This window comes from Enterococcus crotali, from assembly GCF_000633635.1.
GTDB classification, from domain to species: Bacteria; Bacillota; Bacilli; order Lactobacillales; family Enterococcaceae; genus Enterococcus_L; species Enterococcus_L crotali.
The window spans coordinates 40,153-56,137 of the sequence record NZ_AYPQ01000007.1 but is presented as its reverse complement, the minus strand read 5'-3'; the positions used below and the strand labels follow the sequence as shown (position 1 = coordinate 56,137).

Annotated in this window: 11 protein-coding genes and 1 pseudogene; 5 read left to right on the top strand and 7 right to left on the bottom strand. The window is 36.6% G+C overall.

All coding sequences use genetic code 11. The features are described from left to right. Positions 1 to 26 precede the first annotated feature (26 nt). From V192_RS0115190 to V192_RS20395, 4 genes and pseudogenes are all read left to right on the top strand, one after another. Positions 27 to 1,214: a betaine/proline/choline family ABC transporter ATP-binding protein gene (locus V192_RS0115190; RefSeq protein WP_025873191.1), complete on the top strand. Its 1,188-nt coding sequence runs from the start codon at positions 27 to 29 to the stop codon at positions 1,212 to 1,214. 4 nt (positions 1,215 to 1,218) lie between these two features. After that, positions 1,219 to 1,854 (top strand): ABC transporter permease, encoded by a 636-nt coding sequence (locus V192_RS0115185; protein WP_025873190.1) that lies wholly within the window; start codon positions 1,219 to 1,221, stop codon positions 1,852 to 1,854. A gap of 2 nt (positions 1,855 to 1,856) precedes the next feature. Next, positions 1,857 to 2,789 (top strand): osmoprotectant ABC transporter substrate-binding protein, encoded by a 933-nt coding sequence (locus V192_RS0115180; RefSeq protein ID WP_025873189.1) that lies wholly within the window; start codon positions 1,857 to 1,859, stop codon positions 2,787 to 2,789. Then, positions 2,789 to 3,462: pseudogene (locus V192_RS20395) on the top strand (ABC transporter permease). The gene V192_RS0115180 and the pseudogene V192_RS20395 overlap by 1 nt, the downstream one beginning before the upstream one ends. Positions 3,463 to 3,680: 218 nt before the next feature. Here V192_RS20395 and V192_RS0115170 read toward each other — a convergent pair. The 7 genes from V192_RS0115170 to V192_RS0115140 form a co-directional block, all read right to left on the bottom strand. After that, positions 3,681 to 5,504, bottom strand: coding sequence for an APC family permease (locus V192_RS0115170; RefSeq protein ID WP_025873188.1), 1,824 nt, complete (start codon positions 5,502 to 5,504; stop codon positions 3,681 to 3,683). Between the two features lie 354 nt (positions 5,505 to 5,858). After that, positions 5,859 to 7,460 carry a MutS-related protein gene (locus V192_RS0115165; RefSeq protein WP_082266060.1) on the bottom strand — a complete coding sequence of 534 codons (1,602 nt, stop codon included), beginning with the start codon at positions 7,458 to 7,460 and terminating at the stop codon, positions 5,859 to 5,861. Between the two features lie 219 nt (positions 7,461 to 7,679). Beyond that, positions 7,680 to 8,006: a hypothetical protein gene (locus V192_RS0115160; protein ID WP_025873186.1), complete on the bottom strand. Its 327-nt coding sequence runs from the start codon at positions 8,004 to 8,006 to the stop codon at positions 7,680 to 7,682. A 148-nt stretch (positions 8,007 to 8,154) separates the two neighbouring features. Continuing rightward, positions 8,155 to 9,318 carry a cation diffusion facilitator family transporter gene (locus V192_RS0115155; protein WP_025873185.1) on the bottom strand — a complete coding sequence of 388 codons (1,164 nt, stop codon included), beginning with the start codon at positions 9,316 to 9,318 and terminating at the stop codon, positions 8,155 to 8,157. 250 nt (positions 9,319 to 9,568) lie between these two features. After that, positions 9,569 to 12,268, bottom strand: coding sequence for a YhgE/Pip domain-containing protein (locus tag V192_RS0115150; RefSeq protein WP_025873184.1), 2,700 nt, complete (start codon positions 12,266 to 12,268; stop codon positions 9,569 to 9,571). Between the two features lie 241 nt (positions 12,269 to 12,509). Continuing rightward, positions 12,510 to 12,737 (bottom strand): hypothetical protein, encoded by a 228-nt coding sequence (locus V192_RS0115145; RefSeq protein WP_025873183.1) that lies wholly within the window; start codon positions 12,735 to 12,737, stop codon positions 12,510 to 12,512. Between the two features lie 227 nt (positions 12,738 to 12,964). After that, on the bottom strand, positions 12,965 to 14,308 hold the full coding sequence (locus tag V192_RS0115140; RefSeq protein WP_025873182.1) for an FAD-dependent oxidoreductase: 1,344 nt from the start codon (positions 14,306 to 14,308) through the stop codon (positions 12,965 to 12,967). Between the two features lie 192 nt (positions 14,309 to 14,500). Between V192_RS0115140 and V192_RS20390 the strand changes: the two genes are divergently transcribed. Further along, positions 14,501 to 15,955, top strand: coding sequence for an AcpB/EbpR/MafR family transcriptional regulator (locus V192_RS20390; RefSeq protein ID WP_239644706.1), 1,455 nt, complete (start codon positions 14,501 to 14,503; stop codon positions 15,953 to 15,955). Positions 15,956 to 15,985 lie beyond the last annotated feature (30 nt).

Here is a 15,985-nt window from a genome sequence, read left to right as displayed (position 1 = left end):
AGAAAAAAGAATTTGGGGTGAGAAAGTTGATCGAATTTCAACATGTTTCAAAAATTTACAAAGGCGGCAAAATCGCTGTAGATGACATCAATCTGTCTTTTGATAAAGGTGAATTTATCTGCTTTATCGGAACCAGTGGTAGTGGTAAAACAACTTCTATGCGGATGATTAATCGAATGACTGATCCATCAAAAGGAAAAATCTTGATCAATGGGGAAGATATTCAAACCATCAATCCAGTCGAATTACGCCGAAAAATTGGTTATGTTATTCAAAGTATTGGCTTGATGCCGCATATGACCATCAGAGAAAATATCGTATTAGTACCAAAGTTATTAAAAGTTGATGTAGAAGAACGGAATAAAATTGCTGAAAAAATGATCGATCTAGTTGAATTACCAAGAGAAATGTTGGATCGTTATCCAAATGAACTTTCCGGTGGTCAACAACAACGAATCGGAGTTGTTCGAGCTCTTGCAGCAAATCAAGATATTATTTTGATGGATGAACCTTTCGGGGCGCTTGATCCGATCACCAGAGACTCTTTACAAGATTTAGTAAAAGATTTGCAGGAACGTTTAGGGAAAACTATTGTTTTCGTTACACATGATATGGATGAAGCATTAAAATTAGCTAATCGAATTGCTATTATGAGTGAAGGAAAAGTTATTCAGTTTGATACACCAGATAATATTTTACGTCATCCAGTCAATGAGTTTGTTGAAGAGTTGATCGGAGAAGACCGCTTGATTCAAGCGAAACCAGATATCACAACAGTTGGTGAAGTGATGCTAAATAACGCGATCACGATCACACCAGAAAAATCATTATCAGAAGCGATCAAACTAATGAGAGAAAAACGTGTTGATACACTGCTAGTTGTCGATGGAACAGGTGTATTAAAAGGTTTTATCGATGTTGAAACGCTTGACCGTCGCAGAAAAGCTGCTACAAGTGTCAGTGATATCATGAATCCAAAAGTATTCTTTGTAAAGAAATCTTCTTTATTACGCGACACGTTACAACGAATTTTAAAACGTGGTTTAAAATATGTCCCTGTTGTGGATGATCAACAAAAAGTCGTTGGTATTTTAACTCGTGCTTCTTTAGTAGATATTGTTTACGACGTTATCTGGGGTGAAGAAGAAACACCAGAAGACGCTCCAAGTGAAACAGAAGCAACAGATGCGCCACAACCTCAAGCGGGGGTGTAAGAAAATGAATCAGTTTCTTTTAGAAAGAGGAAATGAACTTGTTACTAAAATCGGAGAACATATTTTTATCTCTAGTGTAGCACTCATTTTAGGCATTTTGTTTGCAGTCCCGATCGGGATTTTATTGACAAGAACCAAAAGAACGGCAGCAATCGTCATCGGTTTAACCAGTGCGCTACAAACCGTACCTTCTCTAGCTTTGCTCGCCCTAATGATTCCAATTTTTGGCGTTGGAAAAATTCCAGCGATCATCGCATTGTTTATTTACTCCTTGTTACCTATTTTACGAAATACGTATATCGGGATCAAAGAAGTCGATCCTAACTATAAAGATGCAGCCAAAGGCATGGGCATGACCAATGTACAGTCGATTTTCATGGTAGAACTACCAATTGCAATGCCGACCATCATGGCAGGGATTCGATTAGCAGCTGTATATGTTATCGCTTGGGCAACGTTAGCCTCTTATATCGGTGCCGGCGGGCTTGGAGATTTTATTTTCAGCGGGTTAAACAATTATCAGCCAGATCTAATTTTCGCTGGAACGATCCCTGTTACTATTTTGGCTTTAGCAGCGGACTTATTATTAGGCCTGTTGGAGAAAAAATTAACGCCTAAAGCATTAAGGGAGGCGGAATAAGCATGAAGCAAAAATTAAAATTGTTCTTTATCGCATTTTGTAGTGTCTTGTTATTATCAGGCTGTTCTTTGCCTGGACTAGCTTCTAACTCAGATGACTCGACCATTTCCATTACTGGAGGAATTACCTCTGAAGCGCAAATATTAGCGAGTTTAGTTGCTGGAATGATCGAACATTATACCGATGAAAAAACTACGATTATCAACAACTTAGCTACAACTACAATCAACCATCAAGCGATGATGAATGGCGATGCGCAAATTTCAGCTGCTCGCTATACCGGAACTGATTTGACTACTACGTTGAATCTAGAGCCGATCAAGGAACCAAAAAAAGCCTTTGATGTTGTACAATCTGAATTTCAAAAAAGATTTCAGCAAAAATGGTTCAATTCTTATGGATTTGCCAATACGTATGCCTTCATGGTTACTCAAGAAACCGCTAAAAAATATAATTTGAAAACCATCAGTGATCTAAAAAAAGTTGGTGATCAATTAACTGCAGGTGTGGATACTTCTTGGATCGACCGCAAAGGAGATGGCTATAAGGGCTTTACTGAAACTTATGGTTTTGACTTTAAACGTGTTTTTCCGATGCAGATCGGTTTAGTTTATGATGCTGTTGCGGCTAACAAGATGGATGTTGTTTTAGGTTATTCAACAGATGGTCGAATCGGCAGCTATGATCTGGTTATTTTAGAAGATGATCTGCACTTCTTCCCACCTTACGATGCCTGTGCTGTTGCAACAGATGAAGTCTTAAAGAAACATCCTGAATTGAAGGATGTCCTTGCTAAGCTATCAGGAAAAATTTCAACAGAAACCATGCAAAAACTAAATTATCAAGCGGACAACGATTTAATGGAACCTGCAACTGTTGCTGATAATTTCTTAAAAGAACACCATTTCTTCGAATCTGAAGGAGGTGGAAAATAATGCAGAATTTACAAGATATGAATTTACTGCAGCAGTTTTTCTATTATTTTGAGCAAAACGGCAGTTATGTATTAAGTCAGTTTGTTCGGCATTTTCTAATTTCCATTTACGGTGTATTATTTGCTGCAATCATCGGCATTCCAATTGGTATTTTCATCGCTCGCAGAAGAAAGATGGCTGGTTGGGTCGTTAGTATTGCTAACCTGATCCAAACTGTTCCATCCCTTGCTATGCTTTCGATCTTGATGCTGGGCCTTGGTCTTGGAGTTAATACTGTGATTGTTACAGTCTTTCTCTATTCTCTTTTACCGATCATCAAAAATACCTACACTGGCATGATCCAAGTCGACCGAAATATTTTAGATGTAGGTAAAGGAATGGGTATGACGAAATGGCAACGTCTTTATATGGTGGAATTGCCGCTATCCGTTTCTGTAATCATGGCTGGGATTCGCAATGCCTTAGTTGTGGCGATCGGAATCACAGCGATCGGTGCTTTTGTTGGTGCTGGCGGTCTTGGTGATATCATTATTCGCGGAACCAATGCAACAGACGGTACAGCGATTATTCTTGTTGGTGCTTTACCGACTGCTTGATGGCGATCATTACAGACTGGGTATTAGGCATGATCGAACGCCGCTTAGATCCAGCGAGTAAACATTCAGCAAATTGATATTTAGACAGCTTACTCTTTTGTCTTTTTAACCAGAAAGCATTCCTTGTTTTGTAAGTAAATTAGATAATTAAAGAACGACCTTCACGACTTTTCTGCAAACTAACTGCAAAATAGTCGTGAAGGTCGTTTTATTAAGTTATAGCTTTCAATTATTTGTCTTTCCTTATTACCAAATAATTCTTCAGTTTTAATCGTTGATTACACAGCTTTTTCTATCACTTCTTCAAATGATAACTATACGTTGCCACAACAATATTCTCTCGCCAAGATAATCGTAGACGTAAACGCAAACTCGTTTGATTATGCAAGATATTTTGCCAGCGGCGATTAGGGACAAACTGGGGAATCAAGACCGTCGTTGTATAATTTCGTTTTGCTGAATTCTTACTCACCAAATCGACATAACGGAGAATTGGATTCGTGATCGACCGATAAGACGAATGAACGACTGAAAAACGAATATCGGGAAAATGTTGTTTAAATTCCGCTTCGATTTCCTTTTCTTTTTTGACATTTTCATCTAATGACACATGCATCGCAACCACGTAATCGCCAATTGAGCGAGCATAATTGACCGCTCCCACATTCGCTTGAGTTGCATTACCTACTAGAACGATGACTGTGTTCCCATAAAATTCCTGCTGCTTAACAGTTTCTTCTAAGCGCAGTTGTTCTGCAACATTTTGATAATGAGCATGAATACTGTAAAAAACAAAAATCAACACAGGCATAATAATGAAGAACGGCCAGATATCCCCTAAACGATACATGAATAAAATAACGATGATCGCATAAGAAATGAATGCTCCCACAATGTTAGCTATCGATTTTGACAACCACTTTTCAGTCTCTTTCCGCCATTTAATGACCATTCCTGTTTGAGATAACGCAAATGGAATAAATACACCAATCGAGTAAAGCGGAATCAAGCGTTCAGTCGAGCCTTGAAAGATCAATAACAACACTACAGACCCAGCAGCCAATGTCAAGATCCCATTTGAATACCCCAAACGATCTCCACGATCCATATACATATGCGGCATAAATTTATCTTTTGCTAAATTATAGGCTAGCACAGGAAAAGCTGAAAATCCTGTATTAGCAGCAACAGCTAAAATCAAGGCTGTTGCGAATTGCAGAACATAATAAAGGATATTCTGTCCAAAGACTGCCTTTCCAATCTGAGCTAACACAGTCACCTCTGTTTGAGGAACGATTCCATACCAATAGTTTATGAACGTGATCCCAACAAAGAAAAAGCCTAATATTCCAGCCATCCAGGTCAATGTCCCAGCAGCATTTTTTGCCCTAGGCTTTTTGAAAAAAGGCACCGCATTACTGATGGCTTCCACCCCTGTCAATGAAGACGAACCAGAAGAAAATGCTCGTAAAATCAAGGCAATTGTAATGCCGGGCACAACTGTCCCGGGTATTGCCGTTGCATGTAATGGTACGGCACCCGTAACGATCTTAAATAAACCTGTTGCGATCAATAATGTAATGACTGCAATAAAACTATAGACAGGAAACATCAAAAAGCTAGCAGACTCTCTTAATCCCCGCAAATTCATCAGCATGATCAATAAAACAATAACGATCGAAATCGCCACCTGGTGACCGTACAAAGCAGGTACTGCTGAAATAATCGCCTCAGCTCCGGCTGAAACTGAAACAGCAACGGTCAACATATAATCAACCAACAACGAGCCACCAGCTACTAACCCTGCATTCTTCCCTAGATTCTCACTACTGACAACATAGGCTCCGCCGCCATGAGGATACGCATGAATAATTTGCCGATAAGATAAGGTTAATGAAATAAGCAAAATAATAACAAAAGCAGCAATCGGTAACGAATACCAGATGGCAGCCGCGGATAGTGTAACAAGTACAACTACGATTTGTTCTGTACCATAAGCAATTGAAGATAATGCATCGGATGATAATAACGCCAGCGCTGCAAATCGACTCAGCTTATGCTCATCATTTTCAGTAGATTTTAACGGTTTTCCGATAAACAGTCGTTTTAAATAGTCCACTTTTTACTCTCCCTTTCTCTATTTTTTTCTGCTTCATTTTCAGAAAAAGTATGTTTTTTTCGCAAACAATCACATATGCTACGCTTCTAAATTACGTTTGTCAATTATTTACCTGTTAAACTATTCAACTATTTATTCCCTCCTCTTTATCTATTAAAGAAACTCTTAGACTGTAACTTTTCTCCATTTTAGCAAGATTATGTTGTCAAAAAAAATATTTCGTCCTACCTTAGTTTCCCAACCAAAAAGAGGTGATCAGCTCATAACTCTTCGAGTCATCCCCTGATCACCTGGAATTCATATATACAATAGAAATAGAAACAACTTCTATCTATGTCTAGCCTTGTCTTTTAATTATTCTAGTGTTTGCCAAGTACGATGTTCATCAAAATAATCAGCTTCTTTTTTCGCTTGCTCAACGACCATTTTAGGATAATTCAATACATGTAACAGTTGAATTGCATTTCTAGTAGTAGAAGGCCCTTCCCTCAAATAATAATCAAACGTCACTCCTTGTTCTTCGGTCACTTGTTCTTCAAAATGAACATTTGAGCATGATTCTTTTAAAATTTCTGTCAACTCGATATCATGTGTTGCAACAAAAGCTAGTGATGGATAGGACTTTAGCCAATCAACTATACTGGACGATGCTGCTATTCGTTCAATTGTATTTGTCCCTTTTAGGATTTCATCAATAAAACATAAGCACGGCACGCCTGTTTCGACGAAGTCCAGCACCCGTTTGACCGATTTCGTTTCTGCAACAAAATAGCTATCTCCTTCAAAAATATCGTCTTCGACCGCCATCGAAGTTAACACATGTCCAAACGGCAGTTGAAACTTGGTTGCTAAAGCTGTATGGATCGTTTCAGATAGGATACAGCTGATTGCTACACTCTTGACATAGGTTGACTTGCCTGAGGCATTAGAACCTGTTACAAGGGTGTTTTTGACCCAATTCACATCATTTGGCACTGGTGTTGCCAATAAGGGATGATACACTTCTTCTCCTAGTACTTGAATATCCTCAGAAAAAATGGGCTGGCTGGTATCAGGCATCACTGTTCTAAAATTCAACACAGCAGCAGCCACTTCCAATTCACCAAGCAAACGCCACATCTCTTTGGCCTGATTCTCGTAGTTTTTTAATTTTGCCAAAACAAAATTATACGAAATAAACGGCAGCATAAAAATCATAGCTAAATAATCAAACATCAACTCAGCATCACTGTTAGACTTCATTCTAAAAGAAATACCGAATTTTGTCATTGAAGCAAGCGGCTTGAGATTTTTCGTCAGCTCTTCTTGAAAGGGGGTATTTATTTTCGCTAATTTCTTTGCACAAGCTACCGATTGGACCAAATACCCCATTGAAGCCAATTCACGCTGCAGTTTTTCCTTTTTTACCATATAATAAACAACATTGAATAAAATCGATCCTAACAATAGTAAAATCGGCAGTGTGGATGGAAATAGCACGAACAAAACCAATGCAACGAGCGGTAACAAGCCTAAACATAAATACAATTTAGTATTCGGCAATTTTTGACTTCTTGTTTCACTCAAATAGCTTTCCACATGATTGCTATCTTTTTTGCCTAAACAAGCAAATTGAAATTGGATGTTTTCCCTGATAGCAGGATTTTGCTGATAATACTCAATCAATAGCTCCAAACGCTCATGGCTTTTTTCAGAGAAATTGAAATTTCGTAGCCGCTGATACAACGCCTCTGAACCTACACTTGAATAGGTTGCATTGATTCGTTCAAACAAAGCAAACCCATCTAAATCATACCAAGTAATATCATCAATCTCACTATCATACGTTCGATATTCTTTAGCCTGCTTCCACGCTTCTTTTAAACTTTTTTCTTTATCAAAAAAACGAGCACTAGGAAAAGCACCCCACTTACTTTTGACCATCGCTCTTAATTTTAAGCGGTTGTAAATCTCCATTGCTGTGATAATCAAAGTAATCAGTCCAACAAAGCCAAGTACAATCAATTGAGCTTCCACATAGCATCCCTCTTTTCAGTTTTAGTATATGGTTTTATCGCTCCACATTCAAGAAGAAATTAGCGAACGACGGGCTTTCACTTTGAAAACAAAAAAGTAACTGAAAGAGAACTATCACGCACTCTTTCAATCACTTTGGTTTTGATTATTGATTCTTTTTTATGAATGGTAATACTCTCGATTCATGCTCTCATACTGGTCTAGATCCCACTCCTGTACGATTGGCTCTTCTTGCATATTCTTTTCTGAATAATTGATCCCGATCCGTGTAGTTGTGCTCAGCATATGCGCAATCGTTTCATCTTGCATCTTGATTATATGTTTCAAACGGACTTTTTCTAACATCAGCTCCGTGATTTCTTCTTGCTGTGAATCTTTTTTGTTCAGTAGACTTCGCAAAAACTGTTTATCTCTGACTATAACTAATGTTAAAACAACGATAATCACAACAAAAAAATATAAAACAAGCAGTAAGTTTTCATCCATCCTTTTAACTCCCCCTAACATTCAATACCTATGTTACCACGTTAGAGAGCTATATTTTTTCATCTTTTTAGTTAAAACAGCTAGTTTTATACATTTTTTTGAGAAAATTTTTGGTTAATATGTTTTTTCTATCTTTATTTGCATATATTTAAAGAAGATAATTGTGATCAAAAACGATGTCCACCATGTAATCCCCAATTTTTCTATAGACTTGCTCTTGAATGCGAATCTTTAATTCTTGATCTGTTGCTTTAAAATGGTTAGGAACAACCAAATCAAATAAAATACGGGGCTTCTCACCATGGTCCACTAGGCGAATATCGTGTCCTCTTAATTCACCGTTGATTCCCTTAATGATTTTTTTAAGCTCTTGATGAATAAATTGCTGTCTTTGGTCATGCAAGTTCACAGGATCAATATGGCAAACCAGATCCACACCTAATTTCTCTTTAAAACTCTTTTCAATCCCGTCGATCGTTTCATGCGCTTGTGTTAAATCCCAGCGGTCGTCAATTTCAATATGCACAGAAGCAAAGGTTTTATTTGGACCATACTGATGGATCAACAGATCGTGGTAACCGATAATCTCTGAAACCGATGATAAATATAGCTTCATCTCATCAATAGCAGCTTGATCTGGTCTTAGCCCCATCAACTCATTTACAAATTCTCGGATCAACTGTAAGCCGCTGAAAATAATGTAACATGCTATCAGCAAGCCGACAATTCCATCAATTTTTAATCCAGTCATTCCTTCAACCGTTGCCGATACTAAAACAGCAATGGTTGTAAACACATCATTTAAGCTGTCCTTGGCTGTAGCAATAAGCGTATTAGAATCGATCTTTTTGGCAACACGCTGATAAAAAACACTTTGCCAGACTTTGATTAAGATAGATAATAACAACACGATCAAGATGACAGGCGTTACCTTAATACTTTGCGGATCTTTGATTCGTTCGATCGATGTCATAAAAAATTGAAAGCCGACAAATGTGATCAATAATGAAACCAACATACCACTAATATATTCAAAACGCTCATGTCCATATGGATGTTCTTTATCTGCTGGTTTCCCAGAAATGTAAAAACCAACCAAGGTCAAAACCGACGACACTGTATCTGACAAATTATTCATTGCATCTGCCATGATCGACACACTACCAGAAATCAATCCAATCAATAGTTTACTGACAAAAAGCAGTAGATTGGATATTAAGCCAACAATTCCAGCAAAAATCCCAAATCCTGTCCGAATATCCGAATTTTTTTGTTGTCTTTTTTCAAAACGATTTATTAAAAAATTTATCATCTGTAATCCCTACCTCGTTTTTTAGCATATCTTAAGACTATAAAATGATTTCACGGATTTGTATAGTAAAATAGTGCTTTTTTTAGTGACTTTTTATTGTTTAGAAAGACCCAAGTTGATTGATTGGACTCATTTGTTTTTTTGTTAGGGATACCTTGAAGTGACTCCCCTTCAGAAATAGACGCAAAAACAAAGCTGGAACATAACTCTATGAGTCGTATCCCAGCTTTCTTGTTCATCTTATTATTTTTTAATGGAAAATATGGCTCTCATGTGAAACCTTCGCTAATTTTTTCGTTTTTTCTTCGATATAAGGATACAAAAGAATCCCTAGTACACAGAAAACAATCGAAATACATGTCAAGATGATGATCGCCTTCCAAGCGTTCGGCCAATAAATCCCGCCAGCTGATTCCCGCAGTAAATTCACCGCATGTGTGAACGGTAAAAACGGATTGATAAGCTGGAAGAATTTACCAGAGACTTGGATCGGATAATTTCCTCCACCGCCGGAAATAGACAAGACTAGGATAATGATCGCCGCACCTTTTCCGACATTCCCAAACAATGCTACGAGCACATAGACCATCATCATAAAGGCAAAAGCGATCAACAATGCGAACAAGACACTATAAAATGGTTGTCTTACATCTACGCCTAATAAAAAATAGTTTCCTAGAGTAACGATCAATCCTTGAGCTAGTCCCATAACTAAGAATGTTAACATTCTTGCTGAAAATTGTTCTCGTTTAGAGTATTTTCCACGGTCTTTTTCATCTAAATAGAAATCGGTCGTCGCCACACTTGAAAATAATACTGCCCCGACCCACAGACAAAGTGCTGTATAAAATGGGGTACTTGCTGACCCATTGTTGGCAATTGGATAAATTTTATTTTCAGAAACTTCAACTGGTTTAGCAAAGAAGTCACTTTCCGCATTTGCGTCTAATTTAAGCAATTTTATCACTTGCCCAAGATCAACATCCTTTTCGCCTTTGCGGATCGCTTCAGCCGCTTTATGAAGCCCTATTTTGATATTAGGCCAATCGTTTTGAACTAAATCATTCGCTTTGTTTAAAGCATCTTCTAAATCCGGCATTTTTTCATTGACCGTTTTTAAAGTCCCTGTGATATTTTCTTTGATTCCTGGATAATCATTTTTAATAAAATCTGCTGCTAAGCCGAGTTTTTCATCTATAATAGGTAATTCATTATTATAGAGTTCTGCCCCTTTGTTAATACCATTCACAATCGTCTCCATATGACCGTTCAGTAATACATTTGCATCATGAACTTCTTGTTTGATCGCTGGTAATTCTGCTTGGTATTTTTCTAAGATGCCGATTGCATTAGACACAGTTGCCTCTGTGGAACTTAGTAGAGAAGTAAAATCGATTTGTTTCGCTTGATTGAGTAGTCCTTGCGCTGTTGATATCGTATTGATCAGTTTAGTCAAAATATCCTTTACATCCGTTGCAACTGCATCGACATTGATACTGCCTGCTATTGAAGCAATGTTACTGGCCATACTTTCAATTTCACCTAAAACAGCTCTTAGCTGATCAACAGAGATCGAGTCTGCATCGATACTATCTACTCGAGCTTTTAAGCCACTAATCAAGGTACTAAGATTATTTAGGTTATCAATGATCGGTTGAAGCTCTTGATTTCCTGATGAATTTTGAATATCTGTCAACATCACGGCTAACTGGTCGATCGCTGCTTGTTGCTTCCCTAGGCTGTCGCTAAATTGCTGCAGCAGTTGTTTTAATGCTGCACGTTCTTCTGGTGTCAATTCGTTGTCTGCTAACAATTGATCGATTTGTCCTGCTATAGCTGATACATTTGAACCGATTGTTTGAACAGACTCTAAAGTTACTTTGATACTACTTGTAATACTTGGTAGTGCTTCTTGTAGTTTTACTGCACCTTCGTTCGTTGCAGTCGCTAATTGATCTGCTTGGTTGCCAAGTTTTTCAATGTCTGGTAATGCTGTTTGAACTTGCTGAATAATCGTTAAACCTTGTTTGGCTTCATTGATTCCTTCAGTCATCGTTTGTTCGACTGATGCAAAATCTTCATCGATCATTGCTAATTGTTTTCCGGCATTTTGAATTTCTGGAATTTTCTCTTGCAAGGTTAAAATAACTTTTGCTTGTTCCTTGATCGTCGGCATCTTATCATTTAAATCGACTAGTTTTGCACCCAAAGCATCGACTTGGGGTAAATAATCGACAAATTCATTAGCCTTGGCCAATTTCGTTTTCAATTCTGGCATTTTGCCGTGTAGCGCAACAACTTCTTGCGTATACTTATCGATTTGGTCAATATTCTCATCGGTTGAAAGAATCATGTCTTTTACTTTAGTGATACTAACTAAATTAGAATCTAAATTATAGCCAATGTCATTGAAAACACCAACGAGAGTGCTACTTGCTGTCTTAGTAAATTCGTCTGTGATTTGCGCTTGTAAAGAAGATGCGCCTTTTTCAGCGATTTTTGGTGCGATCGCGTTGATTTTCTCATTGATGGAATAGTCTATTTTAGGTTTGGTGATCTCTCCTGTTGTAAAGCTTAATAAGTCTTTAGAGAAATCCTTAGGCAAATAAATACCTGCATAATATTTACCTGATTTTACCCCTTTGTCTAATTCCTGTTTAGAGTCGACAAAGCGCCAGCCCAATTGCTTATTCTCATGGAGATTTTTCAGGACTTCCTCTCCGATGTTAACTTTTTTGTCTTTGAAAGTCGCTGCTTGATCATCGCTATATACTGCGATCGGCAGCTCTCCTGTATTCGCATATGGATCCCACAAAGCTTTGATATTGAACCATGCATAAAGTGATGGAATAATCATCAGTGCAATAATCAAAAATGTTGCGATTGGGTTTTTAAAAATGCGTTGCCAATCTAATTTAAATAACTTCAATGTATTTTTTATATGTTTCATCCTGCTCACCCACTCTTTTTAATGACTGATATACTTTAGCATAATTTTTTTATCAATAACAAATGAAAAATGCTTTTTGTGTCTATTTCTACGACAGGTTTCTTAAACTGTCGTAGAGATTTCCTTTTGGTTTTATTAACTAACTGGCTAACTGATTTTTTCCACTTTTAATTCGCTACTTTCCAGCACCTAAAAAAAGACAAACTCATCCGATTGAATCAGCTTGTCTTGATTTTTTTGCTTATAGTTTTGCTGAAAACTCTGATACGACTTTTTTTACTTCATTTACTGAATCAGGATCTAAATAAGAAAGCGCTCTAGGAACCACACTCATAAGATACATCTTATCAAGTTTATCCGTTGATTTTCTTTCCATCAATTCTGCTAGCAAATGTTTCATGTCTTCTTGATGATCCGATTTTGTTCGGTCCATTATAAAGTCATAAAATTTCTTTTCTTCTGCTTTCATCAGCGATGCCTCCTAGAATTTTATTCTATTATAAGCTTAAATAACAATAAGTTGTAGTATTTTGCTTTTTATTCCAAAAATGAATATCTATATAAAAAACAGTAAAACAAAAAAGACTTCGTTTCACTGTTTTTATTTCTAATTAAACCTTCTTCAGGTACACTATATGTCGTATTTTCTTAAACTAAAAGATCTTTGCGCAACCTTATGTCAAAGCTCATCTTCTGTTATGCTTTATATTTTCCAATCAGAAATTCATAGGCTGCTCGACTAATGATGCCCATCGGCTGATTGATTCCTGGATTAAAATAAAAATCCATCGTGACTAATTCTTCTAATGTTGTCTCTTTATCGATCGCTAAAGATAACGTGTTGATTGATTGTGTGATATCTTTTTCTGACATCAATTGACCGCCGATCAATTTGTGCGTTCCTTTTTCGAAAACCATTTTAATATGTACTTCTTCTTGAAGTTCAAGATAAGGTAATTGACATGGTAACGTTAAAAAGATGCTTTCAACTTCAAGCCCTTCAAATTTTGCTTCGACTGCCGTCAAGCCCGTACTAGCAACATAGTTATTGAAGATTTTAGTAGCTGTTGTTTTTTGTGTCATATTGTATTTCATCGTATGACCTAAGACGTTCATCGCAGCGACCGTAGCACTTCTTACCACATTGTTCACTAACGGAATAAATGACTTGCGGTAGCTGTTACGCACAGGATAGGAAATCACATCTCCTAAAGCATAAATATTAGCATCACTTGTTTGCATATATTCATTGACACGAACCGTTCCATTGGTATTCAAATCTAAAAATTCTTTGACTAAAGATGTATCTGGTCGAGCATTCACAGCGATGATCACGCAATCATTTCTGATCTCTTCATTTGTTGTTTTTGTAATAAATAGCTCTTCCTCTATTTCTGAAAAACCAATCACACTTTCGCCTAAATGAAGTTTCACTCCAGAATCTACAATTTTTTGTTTGATCAGTGAAGAAATTTCATCATCTAGATAACGGAAAAGAACAGAGTCCGCACTTTCGATTAGATGGACTTCCTTCCCTAGTCCTTTTAACGCATCACACAACTCTACCCCAATATATCCACCGCCAATAATTGAAATGGCTTGCGCTTTTTCCAATTTTTCCAATACTTCTAGGGAACTGGGATAACTTTTAAAAACCTTCACCTTCTCTTCACTTGGCAATGTCAGATTTGTTGAAAATTGATTTGAACCTGTTGCAAGAATCAATTTATCATAATTTACTTCCCCTTTTGTTTGGGAAGCTCCTTCATAGATAATTGTCTTTTGATCTGGATTGATGGTGGTAACTTCTGTATTCAGTAAAACCTCTACACCTTTATTAGCCAATTCTTCTACGGTAAGATATCTCACTTCGTCCAACTCATTGACTAATTGATTCATTTTCAAAACGATCCCACTTGAAACGAAGCTAATTTCACTTCTTTTTTCAATTAGCACTACCTCAGTCTGAGAATTTAATTTTTTTAATGTTAATGCGGCATGAAGCCCACCATGTGAGGCTCCGATAATGACTACTTTCACTAAGGTTCGTTCTCCCTTCACTCAACTAGAGCATCGTTATAATTATATAAACACAAAATAAAAATAACATTCCATTCCATTATATATAAAATTTCGCTTTTTTTAAATAATAATAACTAGTAAATTTCTTTTTATAAGTTGCGTATTGCCATTTTCATGTGAATCAAGTATCCTTAAAGTGAGGTGTCTATTATGCTAAAACGAGATTTTTTAGAAAAGCCCTTCGATTATATGAATGATATACTATTATTTTTATACAACAATCAAGGCAATGCGACAAAAAACGAGCTAGTCAGTGAATTTCAAATTAGCTTGCCAACATTAAATGAATATTTGTCTTTCTTACAAAGTTTTCTTGAAGAAAACCATGTAAATGAACAAGTAAAAATAACCCTGCAAGGTGAAAATATCTCTTTGAAAAAACAACCGACTTTTCCATTAAAGAAAGTTGTGGTCCTTTTTCTAGAAAAATCAATCAAATTCCAGATGGTCAATCAATTATTTACTAAAGGTGAATTGACTTGCGATTATTTCCAGTTGAATTATGCAATCAGTTCTGCGACTTATTATCGCAAAATAACTGAACTTAATGACCTGCTAAAAGAGTTTCGCCTACAAATCAAACGTGGAAAACTTCTTGGAGAAGAAAAACAGATCCGCTATTTTTTCTTTAGTTTCTTTTGGTTTCTTTTTGAAGATAAAACCAGTTTGGAAAAAGAAACTGCGAATCAATATCTTGGCTTTGTGGATATTTTAAAAGATTCTCTTAATTTGGTTTTTGATCCAACTGAGGTATTGCAGATAAAATTATGGATGAAAATATCCTTCCGGCGACTGACTAGTGAATACAATCCAGTCATCAGCCCTAACTATGATTATCCAGATCGTCCTTTATTTGAAGAAATCAATTTAGCCTTACATACATATATGAAAAAAATCGACCGTCCATACACTATTTATGAAGCTTACATGTTTTATGACTTTTTTTGTTCTATGCATAATTTTTCACCTAACTCATCTTTTGCTTTTAGATTGGCTGAAAAACAACGTAGAGAAAGTTCTTACTTAAATTATATGAATAAAGTTATCTTAAAGTACCTAAAGCAACAAGGCTATCTCTCGAGTTACGCTTCATCAGCTAGATTGCTTTACATCGAAAACCTGTTGTTCCAGCTTCATTCACAACTCTATTATTTCGATGGTTTCATCCTGCCTTTTGACAGTTGGACCATAAGATCTATTGTTAATGCACATCGCCATCCATTTTCGGGTAATGAAGTGTTTGAATTAATGGATATCGCTACTAAAAAGTTTGATCAAGATGGCGATAAGGGGAGCTATAAAAATAAATTTACTGAGATTCACTATACGATCATCTTAAATCATATTGCTGAATTAAATGAAGAAAAAATTGCAATCGGTGTTTATCATTCACTAAATCCTTCTATCGGTGAATTAGTTATCCAACATTTAACGAATGTTTTAGGGCATAAATACCCAATCAAAGCAGAAGCGTTCAAAGAAGACAGTCATTATGATATCTTACTTTCCAATATTTACAGTGAGTTGATTTCTGAAAAACAAGAACTAGTTTATATTTTTTCCGACATTGGCAATAGCTATGATATGGCTGAGGTCGAAAACTGATTATTCAGTTGATCGATACAAAATAACTAG

What these genes read in the sequence shown, in the direction of transcription:
- V192_RS20390 (WP_239644706.1), top strand. Translation starts at nt 14,501, where the DNA reads ATGCTAAAACGAGATTTTTTAGAAAAGCCCTTCGATTATATGAATGAT.
- V192_RS0115180 (WP_025873189.1), top strand. Translation starts at nt 1,857, where the DNA reads ATGAAGCAAAAATTAAAATTGTTCTTTATCGCATTTTGTAGTGTCTTG.
- V192_RS0115145 (WP_025873183.1), bottom strand. Translation starts at nt 12,737, where the DNA reads ATGAAAGCAGAAGAAAAGAAATTTTATGACTTTATAATGGACCGAACA.
- V192_RS0115185 (WP_025873190.1), top strand. Translation starts at nt 1,219, where the DNA reads ATGAATCAGTTTCTTTTAGAAAGAGGAAATGAACTTGTTACTAAAATC.
- V192_RS0115155 (WP_025873185.1), bottom strand. Translation starts at nt 9,318, where the DNA reads ATGATAAATTTTTTAATAAATCGTTTTGAAAAAAGACAACAAAAAAAT.
- V192_RS0115165 (WP_082266060.1), bottom strand. Translation starts at nt 7,460, where the DNA reads ATGGAGATTTACAACCGCTTAAAATTAAGAGCGATGGTCAAAAGTAAG.
- V192_RS0115160 (WP_025873186.1), bottom strand. Translation starts at nt 8,006, where the DNA reads ATGGATGAAAACTTACTGCTTGTTTTATATTTTTTTGTTGTGATTATC.
- V192_RS0115150 (WP_025873184.1), bottom strand. Translation starts at nt 12,268, where the DNA reads ATGAAACATATAAAAAATACATTGAAGTTATTTAAATTAGATTGGCAA.